Source organism: Nocardia sp. bgisy134 (genome assembly GCF_057708325.1).
Genome location: NZ_JBYIRW010000002.1, coordinates 288580 through 303688, shown reverse-complemented (window position 1 = coordinate 303688; position 15109 = coordinate 288580). Strand labels below are relative to the sequence as shown.

Here is a 15109-nt window from a genome sequence, read left to right as displayed (position 1 = left end):
CGAAAGGCCGATTCAGACGTCACCAGGCTTGACCGGTGACGCTCTCCTTGGGATTCCCGCGACCACCGTGGTCGTAGCTCTCGACATCGGTGAACGTCATCGCCTCGTCCTCGGCGCGTTCCGGCGAACCGGGAGGCGCCAGCGAAACCGGTGGCTCCAAGGGAATCTCGGTCTCGATATCCGGCATTCCCTCGACGACATCGGACAATTTCGGCATCCGCGCCCGCTCGTCACGCAACGGCTCCGCGAGCGCCTTGCTCTTGCGGAACACCTCGTCGGCCGCCTGCTGCGCCATCTGGGTGACCGCCTTGGCGATCTGGTCGTAGCTCAGTTCGCCGACACGGTCGGAGAAGCGGGTCTCGATGACCACACCATTGGCATTCACCGTCACCGACACCGACTTGTCACGCGTCGTCGCGGTCGCGATCAGCTTGACCCGCTCCCGCTGTGCTTCCGCGATATCCCGCATGCGGCTGCGGAAATCCTCCAACAGCCCGGTGATGTCCCCCTCCATACGGCCAGACGTCATTTCACCCACTCCGAACTCCATGGCGGCGCCTGATCAGCCCGCCTGCCACCACTGCCGCTGTTCAGACCTGCTCGATTCGCCGCCGCGCCTCGTCCTCGTTCCGCTCGGCGACAACCGCCGCCTCGAACTGGCCCTGCGACAGGTTCGCCCACGACTTCGCCATGGTGTGGGTACCGTCCACCGCGCCCTGCAACCGCGTCGTCAACCCGTTGTCACCCTGACCCTCGACATATTTGCTGCCGAAGTTGTCACTACCGATAACAGCCAGCAACGTGCTCAGCTGATCGTGAACGCGATTGGCGACGCTCTCCAACCGGGCCCGAACCTTGTCGGCCTCGTACCCCGAGCTCTTCAGCTTCTCCGAGTACTGCTCAACTGACATAGCGCACCTCCACCCGGCCGATTCGGCCTGCGAATTCGTCTGCCACCGTGATCGTCCCGGGCGTCCTCACCATGGCATCGCTCCTCGTGTTCCCCGGGTAGTGAGACCACCGCTGGCTACGGTTCGAACTCCTCCGACGATGACAGTCCATAGCAACTCACCAGTAGCCTTTACGTGAACTTAAGACTTCGCGGGAGTAACGCGCAGATGTGTCGGGATGCCGTCGGCCGATAGCCTGATCAGCGCCTGATGACTTGCCGCACAATCGAGTTGGCACACACCCGAACCGTCTCGCCGTCGTCGCCCACACCCGGTCCGCACTGCCCGGAAACCGCCTGGCAACCAGTCGGGGACGCGAACCGCCACCCGTGGCGATCTCGCCGCCGGAAATGCCTGCGGCTCAGCCACTGCCGACCGCCGCCACCGCACGGTTGCGCGGCGCGTCCGCCTCCGGTGCACGACGAGTGCGATGATCACGGCATGCGAGTACTGGTGCAGCGCGTGACCGCCGCCGAGGTGCGGGTCGACGGGGAGGTGGTCGGCCGGATCGAACCCGACCCGCAGGGATTGGTCGCGCTGGTCGGCGTCACGCACGACGACACCGAAGCGACCGCGAAGGCCCTGGCGGACAAGCTGTGGCGGCTGCGAATTCTGAACGGCGAGCGTTCCGCGGCCGACCTGAACGCGCCCGTGCTCGTCGTCAGCCAGTTCACCCTCTACGCCGACACCGCCAAGGGACGCCGCCCGTCCTGGTCCGCGGCCGCGCCGGGCCCGATCGCCGAACCACTCGTGGACGCTTTCGCCGCGGCACTGCGCGCCCTCGGCGCGACCGTCGCGACAGGTCGATTCGGTGCGCACATGCACATCGAGCTCACCAACGACGGCCCGGTCACGCTGCTGCTGGAGGCCTGAGCACGCGGTTCGCGCCGAATTAGCTGGCAGCTAGCAGCCGGCCGGTTCGTTCCTGGGCGACGGCACCCGATTTGTGGCAGACTCTCCGCGAGAACAGATGTGGCCGAAGGAACGACCGTCTGTGAAAGGTGATGCGGGAGTTGGGGTCGCGATGGATCTGAGTGCTATCGAACGACAGGTAGCGGTCGATCGCAGTGCGGCCCGAGACCGAACGGTCGATTCCGAACTCCGATTGGCCACCTCGCTCGCCGAGCTCGCCAAGGCGCTGATCGCCACCAGGAACGATCCCGCCGCCCGCAGGGACCGCACCATCGAGGCTCCCGCACCGGCGCAGGAAGCGGTCGGGATCCGGTTGCACTGGCTGGCCGCCGGAATGGTCGAGGCGCGGTTCGCGGGCGAACTACAAGAGGCCCTGCGGATCTTCGAGCAGGTCACGCGGGACGCCGGGCGCCGCGATCTGGCCACCAGCACCATCCGCGGCGCCTGCGCCACGTATCGCCAAGTGGCACAGACGTATCCGCACGTAGCGGGCATGTGCGCCGACGGGCTCGGCAAGTGCGGCGTGTGGCTCGGCAGGCTGGACCAGGACGCGGCCGTGGCCGCCGTGGAGGACGCCGCACGGATTCGCGCCCAGCTTGCCGCGGACAATCCCGACCTGGCAGGCAAGTACCTGGCCAGTCTGAGCACGCTGTTACGCACCCTCATGGTGGGCCGCTCGCGCAAGCAGGCGCTGGCGATGTACCGCGAGCGGTACTCCGCGTTCACCTCCACCGGCATGTCGATCCGCCTGCGCGCGTGCGGGATTCGCGATCTGGACCTCACGCCGAAGTCCTACAACGCGCTGGTGGAACTGGAGTGCCGCACCCTGGAACAAGCGGGACGGCTGACGCAGCAGCAGATCGTCCGCAAGTCCTCCGGCGACCTGTCGACGGTGGAGGAGATCAACTGGCGCTTGGCGCTGGTCGGCCTGCGCCCGCTCGCGCCGGGCGAGGATCCGGAGCCGCCGTCGACGCCGGTCGAGATCGGCCCCAGCTTCGGCGCCCTCGGCGTGCGCTGCCCGGACCGGGACGCCATGACGCAACTGCGCGCCGCGATCATCGCGGCCTACGCCGAGGACGACATCCAGCTCGTCGACAGCGCCACCTACCTCAATGCCGACGACGAGGACTGGGTGATCGGCGAGGCCGAGTTCAACACCGCGAGCACGCTCGGCGACGACGTGGTGCTGATCGAGATGTCCTACGGCGGCTGGGTGACGGTGATGAGCCTGAACTGGGAACTCGCTCCGGTCGGCGGACATCCGCTCGCGCTGCGGCTTTCCCAGAACTGGCCGGTGGTGAGCGTGACGGCCACCACGAACATGTCCTACGAGCTGTGCCGGTACGAGCACGGCAAGGCGACGCAGTACGCCGCGCTCGGCCGCCCGGCCGGGCCCACGTCGCTCGACGAGCCGCTCGCGCCCTTGGACTTCGGCCTGTTGGCCGCCTACGGCGCGTCCCACGCCACCGAGAACAAGGTGCGCTCGGCGTTCGGCAATACGCAGTCCTTCGCGAATCTGACCTACTTGCCCGGCGCGGGCATCCGGCAGCTGCGCAAGTCGATAGCGCTGATCGACCATGATCACGTGCTGTTTTTCCGCAAGACAGGGCAGAGCTGAATCATCCTCCGCCCCAGTATGTTCGGTGAGCCGACAGCTGCCGTCCGCGGGGCCGCGCGGTCCGGCTGCGGCTTCCGGCAGCGAGATTCGAGTAGTTCGCTACTCGGGAACCGGCCCCCGCACGGAACCTAGTCTGACTGCATCGTCAGAGAGTTCCCAACGAGCCGGGGAGGTACCGAACAGAACCGCCGAATCCGCTGCACGGCCGAAGGTCTCGGCTAAGCGCACAAGGCGCGGGTGCAAGGAACGACGTCACCGATCCAGCGGCGAAGCTGGGTATCGTCGGGCGACTCCGGCCAGTACACGAAGGTGTCGAAGCCGGTCGTCACGGCGAGATCGACCAAGATGCGGGCCCAGCCCGCGGCGTCGGTGCGAATCGGGTCCTCGCCGCGCAGGCGCACCGGACCTGGCGCGTCGGTGATCGTCCCGACCAGCTGCGCCATGCGGGTGATGTCCGCCGGGGAACGCCCGGCGTCGACGGCGGACGCGGAGATAGTGTCTTGCGCCCCTTGCCATTTCTCGTAGGGCAGATAGTGCGGGATCGGCGCCGCCCAACCGTCGGCGATCCGTCCGGTCAGCGCGTTGGCCTTCGGACCGACGCTGCCGAACCAGATCCCGACGGGATGTGCCGGTGCGGGGCCGGACTGCACGTCGTGCACGGAATAGTGGGTGCCGTCGACAGTGGCCTTGGCGCCGGGGCGCCACATCGCGCGGATGATCTCGGTGGCCTCCTCCAGCGCCAACAGCGCTTCGGGATTCGTACGGTCCGGGCCGCCCATGCCCTCGATGGCGGGCCAGAACGCGCCCGCGCCGAGGGCGAGTTCGAACCGTCCGCCGCTGAGCAGATCCAACGTCGCCGCCTGCTTGCCGAGCATCGCGGGCCCGCGTAGCGGAAGGCTCGCTACGTCCGGGAAAACCCGCAGCCGCTCGGTTTCCGCCAGCACGGTGGCGATCAGCGCGAAGGTGTCCACCAGCGCGCCAGAGTAGGGGTGATCCTGGATGCCCAGCAGATCGAGCCCTGCCGCGTCGGCGATCTTGGCCAGCTCACGGATCTGTTGCAGTTCAGCGGCTTTGGGCGCGAGTTGAATCCCGAAGCGCAACGTCACGACGTGCTCCTTGTCTCTGGGCGAGATGTGGCGGCTCGCGGAAAAGCGAAACGGCGGCCCCCGATCCTATCGGGGGCCGCCGTGCGAAACTTTCGCCCTACTCCGGGCGCAAGGTGAGGATGCGCGGGCCGTCCTCGGTGACCGCGACGGTGTGTTCCCAGTGGGCCGCGCGGCTGCCGTCCAGGGTGACCACGGTCCAGTCGTCGTCGAGCACCTTGGACTGGGTGGTGCCGAGGGTGAGCATGGGTTCGATGGCCAGCACCGAGCCGACCACCAGCTTCGGGCCCTTGCCTGGTGCGCCCTCGTTGGCCAGGAACGGGTCCATGTGCATCTCGCGGCCGATCGCGTGCCCGCCGTAACCGTCGACGATGCCGTAGGCACGGCCGTGCAGTTCCTCCGCGGCGCGGGTGCCCATCTCGATGGCGTGCGACACGTCGGTCAGCCGGTTGCCCGGCAGCATGGCCGCGATGCCCGCCTCCATGGACAGCCGGGTGGCCTCGCTCAGCAGCCGATCGGCCTCGATGATCTCGCCGACCCCGAAGGTCCACGCGGAGTCGCCGTGCCAGCCGTCCAGGATGGCGCCGCAGTCGATCGAGACGAGATCGCCCTCGGCGAGGATCTCCTGCGCGGTCGGAATCCCGTGCACCACACGATCGTTCACCGATGCGCAGATCGAGGCCGGGAAGCCGTGGTAGCCCTTGAAGGACGGCACCGCACCGGCGTCGCGAATGGTCTGCTCGGCGACCTCGTCCAGTTCCAGGGTCGACACCCCGGGCTTGGCTGCCGCGCGCACGGCGACGAGAGTGCGGCCTACCACCGCGCCCGCCGCCGCCATGGCGTCCAGCTCACCTGCGGTGCGGAACGGCACCACCTTCTTGCTCTTGTTGCGCCCGAAGACCATGACGGCTCAGCGCTTCCGAGACAGGGACATCAGTGTCCCAGCGCGCGCAGCGCGCGGCCGTTGACCTCGTCCACCTCGCCGATGCCGTCCACCGTGACGACCAGGCCGTCGTAGTGCTGCAGCAGCGGCTCGGTCTCCTCGCGGTACACCCGGAGCCGGTTGCGGATCACGTCCTCGTTGTCGTCGGCGCGGCCGCGCGCGAGCATCCGCTCGACCACGGTGTCCTCCGCCACGACGAAGCACAGGACGGCGTCCAGCTTCTTGTCCATGTCGCCGAGGATCTTCTCCAGTGCCTCGGCCTGGTCGATGGTGCGCGGGTAGCCGTCGAGCACGAAGCCGTTCACGGCGTCCGGCTCGTTGACCCGGGCCTCGACCATGCGGTTGGTCACATCGCTGGGCACCAGGTCGCCCGCGTCCATGTACTTCTGCGCTTCGCGACCCAGCGGAGTCTGCTGGCTGATATTCGCGCGAAACAGGTCCCCTGTGGAGATGTGCGGGACGCCCAGCTTTTCCGACAGCAGGACGGCCTGGGTGCCTTTGCCGGCACCCGGCGGACCGAGCAGTACAACTCTCACTTGAGGAACCCTTCGTAATTTCGATTCATCAGCTGGCTTTCGATCTGCTTCACGGTGTCCAAGCCGACGCTCACCATGATCAGCACCGATGTGCCGCCGAACGCGAAGTTCTGGAGACCACCGGGACTACCGATACCGAGGAACAAGTTCGGCAGGACGGCCACCACACCGAGGTAGATGGAGCCGGGCAGAGTGATGCGGCTCAGGACGAAGTTCAGATAGTCGGCCGTCGGCTTACCGGGACGATACCCCGGGATGAAACCGCCGAACTTCTTCATCTCGTCGGCGCGTTCCTCCGGGTTGAAGGTGATCGCGACATAGAAGTAGGTGAAGAACACGATCAGGCCGAAGTAGATGGCGATGTACGCCGGGTTGCTCGGGTTCACCAGATACTTCTGGATTATCTCCTGCCACCAGCTCGGATCGGGATCGCTCTGCGATCCCGTCAGCTGCACGACCAGGTTCGGCAGGTAGAGCAACGACGAGGCGAAGATCACCGGGATCACACCGGCCTGGTTGACCTTCAGCGGCAGGTAGGTCGAGGAGCCGCCATACATCTTGCGGCCGACCACGCGCTTGGCGTATTGGACCGGAATGCGGCGCTGGCCCTGCTCGACGAAGATGACCGCGACGATGATGGCGAAGGCGGCCACACACACCAGGCCGAACACGAGGCCGCCGCGGCTGTCCAAGATGGACCTGCCTTGAATCGGTAGTTGCGCCGCGATACCGGCGAAGATCAGCAGCGACATACCGTTACCGACGCCGCGCTCGGTGATCTGTTCGCCGAACCACATGACCAGGGCGGCTCCCGCGGTCATCACGAGCACGACGATGATCATGCCGAAGATGCTGGTGTCGGCGAGAATGTCTTTCTGGCAGCCCTGGAGCAGCTGACCACGCGCCGCGAGCGCGACCAGACCGGTCGCCTGCAGGATGGCCAGCGCGATCGACAGGTACCGCGTGTACTGCGTCATCTTCGTCTGGCCTGCTTGGCCTTCCTTGCGCAGTTCCTCGAACCGCGGGATGACGACCGTGAGCAGCTGAATGATGATACTGGCGGTGATGTAGGGCATGATGCCGATCGCGAAGACCGACAATTGCAGCAGCGCACCACCGGAGAACAGGTTGATCAGCTGGTAGATGCCTGCGTTCTCACCGCCGGAGACCAGGTCGACACATTCCTGGACGGCCTTGTAGTCGACGCCGGGCGACGGCAACGCGGCACCCAGGCGGTACAGCGCGACCAACCCCAGCGTGAAGAGAATCTTCCGCCGTAAGTCCGGAGTCCGGAAGGCCGATACGAAGGCGGAAAGCACTGATCCTCCTGGCGCGAACGACATGGTCATGACATGGCAGTTTCAGCTTTGCCCGATTCCCTGACGAACAGGGGGACGCCGAAAGCCATGACGTGGCTTGGCAGACAACACTTGAACTCTAACAGTGGCACCGGACGAGCTCATCACTCGTCCGGTGCCACTGCTTGCAGAGTACCGTCAGCCCAGCTCGGTGACAGTGCCACCGGCCGCGGTGATCTTCTCCTTGGCGGCGCTGGTCACCTTGTCGACGGTCACCTGGACCGCGACACCGATCTCGCCGTCGCCGAGAACCTTGACCAGCTGGTTCTTGCGAACCGCGCCCGCGGCGACCAGCTCGGCCTTGCCGATCTCGCCGCCCTGCGGGAACAGCTCGGCGATCTTGCCCACGTTCACGACCTGGTACTCGGTACGGAACCGGTTCGTGAAGCCCTTGAGCTTGGGCAGCCGCATGTGCAGCGGCATCTGCCCGCCCTCGAAGGCGGCCGGGACGTTCTTGCGCGCCTTGGTGCCCTTGGTACCACGGCCCGCGGTCTTGCCCTTGGAGCCCTCACCGCGACCCACACGGGTCTTCTCGGTCTTGGCGCCCGGGGCGGGACGCAGGTGGTGCAACTTGATGGTCATGTCAGACCTCCTCAACTGTCACGAGGTGGCGCACGACGTTGATCAGCCCGCGGTTCTGGGCGTTGTCCTCGCGGACCACGGACTTGCGGATACCACGCAAGCCGAGGGTGCGAAGGCTGTCCCGCTGATTCTGCTTGGCGCCGATCGAACTCTTGATCTGGGTCACCTTGAGATCTGCCATTACCTGGCACCTCCAGCCGCCTGAGCGCGCGCACGCAGCATGCCCGCAGGAGCGACGTCCTCGAGGGGCAGGCCACGACGGGCCGCGACCTCTTCGGGGCGCTGCAGCATCTTGAGCGCCGCAACGGTCGCGTGCACGACGTTGATGGCGTTGTCGCTACCGAGCGACTTCGCCAGGATGTCATGAATGCCAGCGCATTCGAGCACGGCACGAGCCGCGCCACCGGCGATCACACCGGTACCGGGCGAAGCCGGACGCAGCATGACCACACCGGCCGCCGCCTCACCCTGAACCGGGTGGGTGATGGTCGAGCCGATCATCGGGACGCGGAAGAAGCCCTTACGAGCCTCCTCGACACCCTTCTGGATGGCCGCGGGAACTTCCTTGGCCTTGCCGTAGCCGACGCCGACCAGACCGTTGCCGTCACCGACGATCACCAGGGCGGTGAAGCTGAAGCGACGACCACCCTTCACGACCTTGGAGACGCGGTTGATCGCGACGACGCGCTCGAGCTGGTTCTTGTCGGCCTGCTGGTCACGACGGTCACCACCACCGCGACGATCGCGGCCACCGCCACGGCCGTCGCGGCTGTCGCCACCACCGGCGGCACCATTCTGCTGTCCGGCGGGTCCGCTGCCGCCGTCACGCCTCTGACGTCCCGGCATCAGACGTTCCTTCCGTAAATGTTTGCAGTCATCAGAACTTCAACCCGCCTTCGCGAGCGGCATCGGCCAGCGCGGCGATGCGGCCGTGGTAGTCGTGGCCACCACGATCGAACACGACAGCATCGACACCGGCCGCCTTGGCGCGGGCGGCGATCAGCTCGCCGACCTTCTTGCCCTTGGCGGTCTTGTCGCCCTCGACCGCCCGCACGTCGGCCTCGATCGAGGACGCCGCGGCGATGGTCTTGCCGAGCGAGTCGTCGATCAGCTGCGCGTGCAGGTGGCGCGAGGAGCGGTTGACCACCAGGCGCGGACGCTCGGTGGTGCCCGCGACCTTCTTGCGCAGGCGGAAGTGACGACGCGTCTTCGACAGACGACGCGCGGTCGACACGTCCTTGCCCAGCGGGATGCGCTTGGCCTTCTGGTTTTCGGTTTGCGCCATGATCACTTACCCGTCTTTCCGACCTTGCGGCGAACGACCTCGCCTGCGTAGCGGATGCCCTTGCCCTTGTACGGGTCGGGCTTGCGCAGGCCGTGGATGACCGCCGAGATCTGGCCGACCGCCTGCTTGTCGATTCCGGACACGGAGAACTTGGTGGGCGATTCCACCGCGAAGGTGATGCCCTCGGGCGCCTCGATCGGCACCGGGTGGCTGTAGCCGAGGGCGAACTCGAGGTTCGAGCCCTTGGCCGCCACGCGGTAACCGACGCCGAAGATTTCCATCTTCTTCTCGTAGCCCTTGGTCACGCCCTCGATCATGTTCGAGATCAGCGTGCGGGTCAGGCCGTGCAGCGAGCGGTTGCGGCGCTCGTCGTTCGGGCGAACGACCTCGAGCTGGCCGTCTTCGCCACGGGCGACGGTGATCGGCTCGGCGACCACGTGCGAGAGGGTGCCCTTGGGACCCTTCACCGACACGTTCTGGCCGTCGATGTTCACCTCGACACCGGACGGGATTGTGATGGGCTTCTTACCAATGCGCGACATTGTCCTGACCTCCCTTACCAGACGTAAGCGAGGACTTCGCCGCCCACGCCGCTCTGTGCCGCCTGCTTGTCGGTGAGCAGACCCTGCGACGTGGAGATGATGGCCACGCCGAGGCCGCCCAGGACCTTGGGCAGGTTGGTGGATTTCGCGTACACACGCAGACCGGGCTTGGAGACGCGGCGCACGCCGGCGAGGCTGCGCTCACGGCTCGGGCCGTACTTGAGGTCGACGATGAGCGTCTTGCCCACCTGCGCGTCCTCGGTCCGGTAGTCGGCGATGTAGCCCTCACGCTTGAGGATCTCGGCGATGTTCGCCTTGAGCTTCGAGTGCGGAGCCTTCACCTGATCGTGGTACGCCGAGTTGGCGTTGCGCAGACGGGTCAGAAAGTCTGCGATCGGATCAGTCATGGTCATAGTTCGACCTCGACACCTTTCTCGCTGCGGTTCCCATACAGCACCCGCGCGCCCGGAAGCGCGCCGATGGTGGGCCTACAACAATTCGGCTGGTCCGGTCGGCAACTGCCGACCGGCGGGGTACGTATCGACCGGGCGCACCGCACGCATGCGGACATGAGGGTGCCCAGGCAACCGCTCTAGTGTAGGCAATGGGCTGACCAGGACAAAATCGGGGTCGAACGACGGATCACGGCAGAAACCGAGCCGTACACGTGCCACCATACGCAGATGCCGCTGAAACGCGTCGTGGTCTATGTCGACGCCGACGACCTCGCGACGATCGAGAAGGCCGCCGAAAACACCCAGGTCAGCAAACCGGACATAATTCGGGACGCCATTCACCTGGCTGCCATGCGCATGCGGCGCCGCTCCGAGCCCTTACGGCTACGTCGCTTCGCCGGCGGCGACCCGACCCTGGCTGATCGGGTTGACGAAATCCTCGCCGAAGACAGCACGCAGAGGACTCCACTGGCACCGGAATAATCATCGCGGACACCTCGGGGCGTCCTTGCCACTTTCGACAAGCCCTTGCACCGCTGACATCGCACAAGGCGTTCCAGGTCCTCCCGGACGACCTCTAGCGGAAAAAGAGAACAGCGCCATGGTGGCCGCCACGGCGCCCGCCCCGGCCGGGGCATTCACAGGTTCTTCACAACAATCCCGACGGCGTTTCAAAGGATTGCGCGCGGATCATGCTTCTCGAGGCCCTCTCGAGAATGAGAGGGGTGACGGGATCTCGACCAACCCTGAATCGAACCTTGGCCGAGCACGGGGCGGTGAGATAGATCGACAGACGCAGGAGCCATCATGACACTCAGGCCCTCGCCGAATGCTCGCGAGATCATCACTCCCGGCTTCATTCTACGAATGCACCGACCGCGCTGGACCAGCAGCGCACTTGCCCTAACCGTGGTCGCTGAGACAACATACCCTTCCGCCACGGTCCAGGCCGGAACGCATTGGTGCGCAATGGTATTCACTGCCATCGTCGCCACTGAAGTCACGTGGATGGCGCTGGCGCACACCCGGAATTGGCTCGGCAAGTACGTCATCGTGATCAAACTCGCGGGTGACTGAACCAATCATTTCCCTCCGATCCTGCGATGGATCGAGCTCGAATCTGAACAATCGCAGGGCAATCGAACGCACAAGGGCACGGGCTCGTTCGAAGTCCGTGCCCTTGCGCGGTGTTGCGCTATTCGGGCGCGGCTCACCAGCAGCTCCTGTGCACGCCCGACAGCCCGTCGAGCAGGTCTCGGATACTCTGGAGCTCAACGGAACCCAAAGGGGGGTCATACACCGCGGGCCGAAGACCGTTCTCCCGAACCGCTTTCCACACCGGCGGTTGCTGCTGCGCGACACAGTCGTCGACAGGCTGATCAACCGTGCGCTCGCCGCAGGGCTGGTCGGCATGCTGCTGCGAGAATCATGGTTCGAGCAAGCCCTGACCTCGGCACTTCCCGGCGACGAGGACACCGTGGTGAACCTCGCCCGGCAGCTCTCTTTCGGCGCGATCCTGCTCGTCGTGTCCGACATCTACGGCATCGCGAAGTTGTGGGATGGTGCGGACCCGGATCGCGCCCGGCAACGACAGCGCATCTACGACCTGGTCGCTGCGACAGCCACCGTCATCATCCTTGCCGCCGGAACACCGGCCCGGCGCGCGAACCTACTGGTGGATCAGCTTCTCGGCTGGCCTGCCGTCGCGCTCTGGCTTGCCTTCTGCCTGCCCGTGGGCATCACCGCCGTCCTCGTCGGCAGGATCTGCCTCAGGGAGATGCTGACCGGAGACATCACCCGCCGCGAGCGTGTGGTCTTCGTCGTCATCTTCTGCACCGCCGTCGTCGCGGGGCTCGAGTGGGCGCCACCGTCATCGAGACATTCGGATGCGTGCTGGCAGATCAGCCGGTCCTCGATCCCGAGATGCATCGCAAGGCCTGGTCCTTCGCCACCGCGATGTTCGTCGCGGTCGGCGTCTCGGCCATTCCCCTGATCAGCACGCTCACCACGCGCCTCGGCCACGATCGCACCGGCCGTAACCTCCGCAGACTGCGGCCGCTGTGGACCGACCTCACCGCCGCCGTACCCGAAGTCGTGCTCGACACCACGGCAGGCCGGGGACAACAGGACCCCGCCATCCGGCTCCACCGCATGACAGCGGAGATCTGCGACAGCCTGCTGCACCTGCGCCGCTACGTCACCATCGACGATTCCGACTACAAGGATCCGCAGGCCTATACCCGCCGCATCGCCGAGGCCATCATCGCCAAGAACGCCGGTCGACCGCCCGTCCACAGCGCCGCGAAACCCAAGAACCGAGCGCAACCCGACGCCCGGGACCTCGATGCCGAGCTCCACATACTGCTCGCGCTCGCCAACGCATGGCCGCAAGCACGCGGCGCTCGCACCTACGGTCGGCGGCGCGACACGTCGCAGGCTCGATAAGGAGTTCCCATGGCAGTTCGCACGCCCTCGACCACCGAGCCCAGAGCTCCCCTACCGCATCCGCGGTGGCGGTTGCCGATGATCGGCGATCTGCTCACCACCGACCCGCTCGAGCCCACCCAGATGTCGATGCGTGACGCGCAGGCGCTCGGGCCGATCTTCGAACGCCGGTCCTGACGCTGCAGGCCCACCGAGACACGGCTGTGTGAAGCCAGGACGCCGAGAAATTCGATCCGGACCGCTGGCTGCCCGGCCGCCAGCGCGACCAACGCGCCTACAAGCCCTTCGGCACCGGGCTGCGCGCCTGCATCGGCCGCCAGTTCGCCTACCACGAACTGATGCTCGCCCTGGCCCACCTCCTGCACGAATTCGACTTCGAGCACGACCCCGGCTACAAGCTCGACATCAAGGAGCAGATCACGCTCAAGCCTTCGGGATTCGAGCTGCGGTTCGCCTCGCGCCAGCTGAAGGCTCAGCACTTCACCATGTCGGCGCTGGTCAATGCCGTATAAGCGGTTGTCAGACGCGAGCTCGATACTACGATGAGGACATGTCGAGTCCGCGGATCGAACGGCCGGATCTGCCCGAGTACATGACCTGGGAGGAGCTCGAGCAGTTGCCTGAGGAGATCGCCGGGCAGATCGAGCTATGGGAAGGGCGCGTCGTCTGGCTGCGTCGCGGGCCCGCGGAGCATCAGGAGTTCACGAATCTTCTATGGAGCGGGCTGCGTCGTTGCGCACGCGAGGACATGGCCAGCGGGCCGGAGCGGTACTGGCGGGTCCACACCGAGACCAACGTATTCCTTGGTCGCACAGGCAAATCCGACTTCGTGACACCGGACTTCCTGGTGCACCGCTGTCTGCCGAGGCCCTACCAGGATGTCCGCGCCGAAGACGTGCTCTTGGTCGGAGAAGTCCTTTCGCCGTCGAACACGCAGACCGACATGGAAGCCAAGAAAGCTCGCTACGCGCAAGCCGGCATCCCTTGGTACTGGGAAGTCACCCTGGAGCGTGAGAAGAGCGCGATCTCGGTGGTTCATGCCTACGCGTTGGAAACCACGCACGGCAAGCTTCCTGCTGGCGTACGCCCACTCCACACGGCCAACTACCTGCTGACTGGCTCATGGGCGCCGAAGGACTCCGACGCGATCACGACGAACTTCCCGTTCCCCATCCACATCCCCTGGTCCGAACTCGAATTCTGAACTCGCACAAGACGACCAGCGCCCCGCCCCATGCACCACCCGGCAACGCCCATTGCCCAGTGTCGCAGCGGCGCTGGAGCAGGATCGCCCCAGACGCGTCGGTGACCAGCAGATTGCATACCACCACAAGGGAATTCGGCCGGGGCGCCTTCGGGTCGTGGTAGTACTCGATTCTGCAGTGGTGGCCACCGCAATGGCATCGAACGCGCGAAAGCGCGGACTCCGGGAGTCCACGCTTTCGGCTCACCTGGCCGACGCTCAGCGGCAAGCCGGGTTCGGGTGCGGCTGCGTGCTGCCCCACGGACCACACATCAGCAGCTTGAGCAGGCCCAGCGGGAGGTCGAGGGCCGCGGAGCCGGTGCCCGAGGAACCGGAATCGGCGACCGGCGCGGCCTGCGGCGCCGGGGCAGCCATCGCGGGCGCGGCACCCGCGCCCAGGATCGCCACGGACGCTACGGCGACAACGAATTTTGTTGCGAGATGGTTCATTTCATCCTCCATGTGATGGTCCACACGGAAGATCGGTAATCAGAAACGTTTGTTACTAAAAATTGAGATAACCCCGATCCGAAGCTGTTCTCAACATTGCCCGGGTAGCAATACCGATCAGGGACCCGAGCCACCCGGCTCGGGTCCCTGATCGGCATTACGTGTGCGCACTCACCGGCCGCCGGCCACAAACCGGAGTCCGGATGTCGCTACACGGCACCGCGCCAGTCCGACAGCCCCCAGGATGGATGTCGGTCGCTGGAGCGCACCGAGGCGGCGGACATCGCCCTGAGAGTTAGCGGCGGCGCGGCACCGGGCGGTTCGGATCCGAAGTCCGCGTGTCGCCATCCGGACTGGCGAGGCGTCGTTCCAGGGCGGTGAACGCGGTGATCGCTTCGGGTGATTCGAAGGCTCGGTTGCGGCGGCCGATGGTGAGCTGGCGCAGGATTCCGGCCTCGGTCAATCGGTCGATCGCCGCATTCGCGGCGGGGAAGCTGCGGCCGATCAGGGTGGCCGCGGTGGAGACGGTGAGGATCGGGGCGTCGATGGTTGTGCGACCGGGACCTAGGAGGTTACGGACTCGACGGGAGCCGACCGTCGGTGTTCGAGTATGTGGCGCCCACCGCAAGCGCCCATGCACCGGAGCAGCTCTCCTCCCGTACATGCATCGCGGCGGCTGAACGGCCT

Annotated in this window: 21 protein-coding genes and 1 pseudogene; 8 read left to right on the top strand and 14 right to left on the bottom strand. The window is 66.0% G+C overall.

The window, feature by feature from the left end; translation table 11 throughout:
- Positions 1-19: 19 nt before the first annotated feature.
- Positions 20-529, bottom strand: coding sequence for a YbaB/EbfC family nucleoid-associated protein (locus tag AC3ERS_RS05350; protein ID WP_431964072.1), 510 nt, complete (start codon positions 527-529; stop codon positions 20-22).
- A 61-nt stretch (positions 530-590) separates the two neighbouring features.
- Positions 591-911 carry a hypothetical protein gene (locus tag AC3ERS_RS05345; RefSeq protein ID WP_431964070.1) on the bottom strand — a complete coding sequence of 107 codons (321 nt, stop codon included), beginning with the start codon at positions 909-911 and terminating at the stop codon, positions 591-593.
- A gap of 480 nt (positions 912-1391) precedes the next feature.
- On the opposite strand from AC3ERS_RS05345, the gene dtd reads away from it, so the two are divergent.
- On the top strand, positions 1392-1823 hold the full coding sequence (gene dtd / locus AC3ERS_RS05340; RefSeq protein WP_431964068.1) for a D-aminoacyl-tRNA deacylase: 432 nt from the start codon (positions 1392-1394) through the stop codon (positions 1821-1823).
- 151 nt (positions 1824-1974) lie between these two features.
- Positions 1975-3480 (top strand): hypothetical protein, encoded by a 1506-nt coding sequence (locus AC3ERS_RS05335; RefSeq protein ID WP_431964066.1) that lies wholly within the window; start codon positions 1975-1977, stop codon positions 3478-3480.
- A gap of 218 nt (positions 3481-3698) precedes the next feature.
- On the opposite strand, the gene AC3ERS_RS05330 is transcribed toward AC3ERS_RS05335, so the two are convergent.
- From AC3ERS_RS05330 to rpsH, 10 genes are all read right to left on the bottom strand, one after another.
- Complete coding sequence (locus AC3ERS_RS05330; protein WP_431964064.1) at positions 3699-4586, bottom strand: LLM class flavin-dependent oxidoreductase; 888 nt, start codon at positions 4584-4586, stop codon at positions 3699-3701.
- Between the two features lie 97 nt (positions 4587-4683).
- Positions 4684-5487: a type I methionyl aminopeptidase gene (map, locus tag AC3ERS_RS05325; RefSeq protein ID WP_431964062.1), complete on the bottom strand. Its 804-nt coding sequence runs from the start codon at positions 5485-5487 to the stop codon at positions 4684-4686.
- Between the two features lie 29 nt (positions 5488-5516).
- On the bottom strand, positions 5517-6062 hold the full coding sequence (locus tag AC3ERS_RS05320) for an adenylate kinase (protein ID WP_431964060.1): 546 nt from the start codon (positions 6060-6062) through the stop codon (positions 5517-5519).
- Complete coding sequence (secY, locus tag AC3ERS_RS05315) at positions 6059-7381, bottom strand: preprotein translocase subunit SecY (RefSeq protein ID WP_431964058.1); 1323 nt, start codon at positions 7379-7381, stop codon at positions 6059-6061. The genes AC3ERS_RS05320 and secY overlap by 4 nt, the downstream gene beginning before the upstream one ends.
- A gap of 177 nt (positions 7382-7558) precedes the next feature.
- Positions 7559-8002, bottom strand: coding sequence for a 50S ribosomal protein L15 (gene rplO, locus AC3ERS_RS05310; RefSeq protein ID WP_431964056.1), 444 nt, complete (start codon positions 8000-8002; stop codon positions 7559-7561).
- Position 8003: 1 nt separating this feature from the next.
- Positions 8004-8183 (bottom strand): 50S ribosomal protein L30, encoded by a 180-nt coding sequence (gene rpmD, locus AC3ERS_RS05305; RefSeq protein ID WP_014349110.1) that lies wholly within the window; start codon positions 8181-8183, stop codon positions 8004-8006.
- Positions 8183-8848, bottom strand: coding sequence for a 30S ribosomal protein S5 (gene rpsE / locus AC3ERS_RS05300; protein ID WP_330252247.1), 666 nt, complete (start codon positions 8846-8848; stop codon positions 8183-8185). Before rpsE ends, rpmD begins: the two co-directional genes overlap by 1 nt.
- 31 nt (positions 8849-8879) lie before the next feature.
- The gene (gene rplR, locus AC3ERS_RS05295) at positions 8880-9287 is read right to left on the bottom strand and encodes a 50S ribosomal protein L18 (protein ID WP_431964053.1); all 408 of its coding nucleotides are present in this window, start codon (positions 9285-9287) and stop codon (positions 8880-8882) included.
- Between the two features lie 2 nt (positions 9288-9289).
- Positions 9290-9829: a 50S ribosomal protein L6 gene (rplF, locus tag AC3ERS_RS05290; RefSeq protein WP_431964051.1), complete on the bottom strand. Its 540-nt coding sequence runs from the start codon at positions 9827-9829 to the stop codon at positions 9290-9292.
- A gap of 14 nt (positions 9830-9843) precedes the next feature.
- Positions 9844-10242, bottom strand: a complete 399-nt coding sequence (gene rpsH / locus AC3ERS_RS05285; protein ID WP_067785212.1) for a 30S ribosomal protein S8 — start codon at positions 10240-10242, stop codon at positions 9844-9846.
- Positions 10243-10512: 270 nt separating this feature from the next.
- On the opposite strand from rpsH, the gene AC3ERS_RS05280 reads away from it, so the two are divergent.
- From AC3ERS_RS05280 to AC3ERS_RS05255, 6 genes and pseudogenes are all read left to right on the top strand, one after another.
- Positions 10513-10767, top strand: coding sequence for a ribbon-helix-helix protein, CopG family (locus AC3ERS_RS05280; RefSeq protein ID WP_431964049.1), 255 nt, complete (start codon positions 10513-10515; stop codon positions 10765-10767).
- Positions 10768-11761: 994 nt separating this feature from the next.
- Positions 11762-12277 (top strand): hypothetical protein, encoded by a 516-nt coding sequence (locus AC3ERS_RS05275; protein ID WP_431964047.1) that lies wholly within the window; start codon positions 11762-11764, stop codon positions 12275-12277.
- The gene (locus tag AC3ERS_RS05270; RefSeq protein WP_431964045.1) at positions 12208-12729 is read left to right on the top strand and encodes an MAB_1171c family putative transporter; all 522 of its coding nucleotides are present in this window, start codon (positions 12208-12210) and stop codon (positions 12727-12729) included. The genes AC3ERS_RS05275 and AC3ERS_RS05270 overlap by 70 nt, the downstream gene beginning before the upstream one ends.
- A 9-nt stretch (positions 12730-12738) precedes the next feature.
- A complete protein-coding gene (locus AC3ERS_RS05265; protein ID WP_431964043.1) occupies positions 12739-12906 on the top strand; it encodes a hypothetical protein in 168 nt (55 codons plus the stop codon).
- Positions 12907-12956: 50 nt separating this feature from the next.
- Positions 12957-13241, top strand: a pseudogene (locus AC3ERS_RS05260) (cytochrome P450); the annotation flags it as partial.
- 38 nt (positions 13242-13279) lie between these two features.
- Positions 13280-13933 (top strand): Uma2 family endonuclease, encoded by a 654-nt coding sequence (locus AC3ERS_RS05255; RefSeq protein ID WP_431964041.1) that lies wholly within the window; start codon positions 13280-13282, stop codon positions 13931-13933.
- 258 nt (positions 13934-14191) lie between these two features.
- Here AC3ERS_RS05255 and AC3ERS_RS05250 read toward each other — a convergent pair whose 3' ends face one another.
- Both AC3ERS_RS05250 and AC3ERS_RS05245 read right to left on the bottom strand, forming a co-directional pair.
- On the bottom strand, positions 14192-14422 hold the full coding sequence (locus AC3ERS_RS05250; RefSeq protein WP_431964039.1) for a hypothetical protein: 231 nt from the start codon (positions 14420-14422) through the stop codon (positions 14192-14194).
- A gap of 295 nt (positions 14423-14717) precedes the next feature.
- Positions 14718-15062, bottom strand: coding sequence for a hypothetical protein (locus AC3ERS_RS05245; RefSeq protein ID WP_431964037.1), 345 nt, complete (start codon positions 15060-15062; stop codon positions 14718-14720).
- Positions 15063-15109 lie beyond the last annotated feature (47 nt).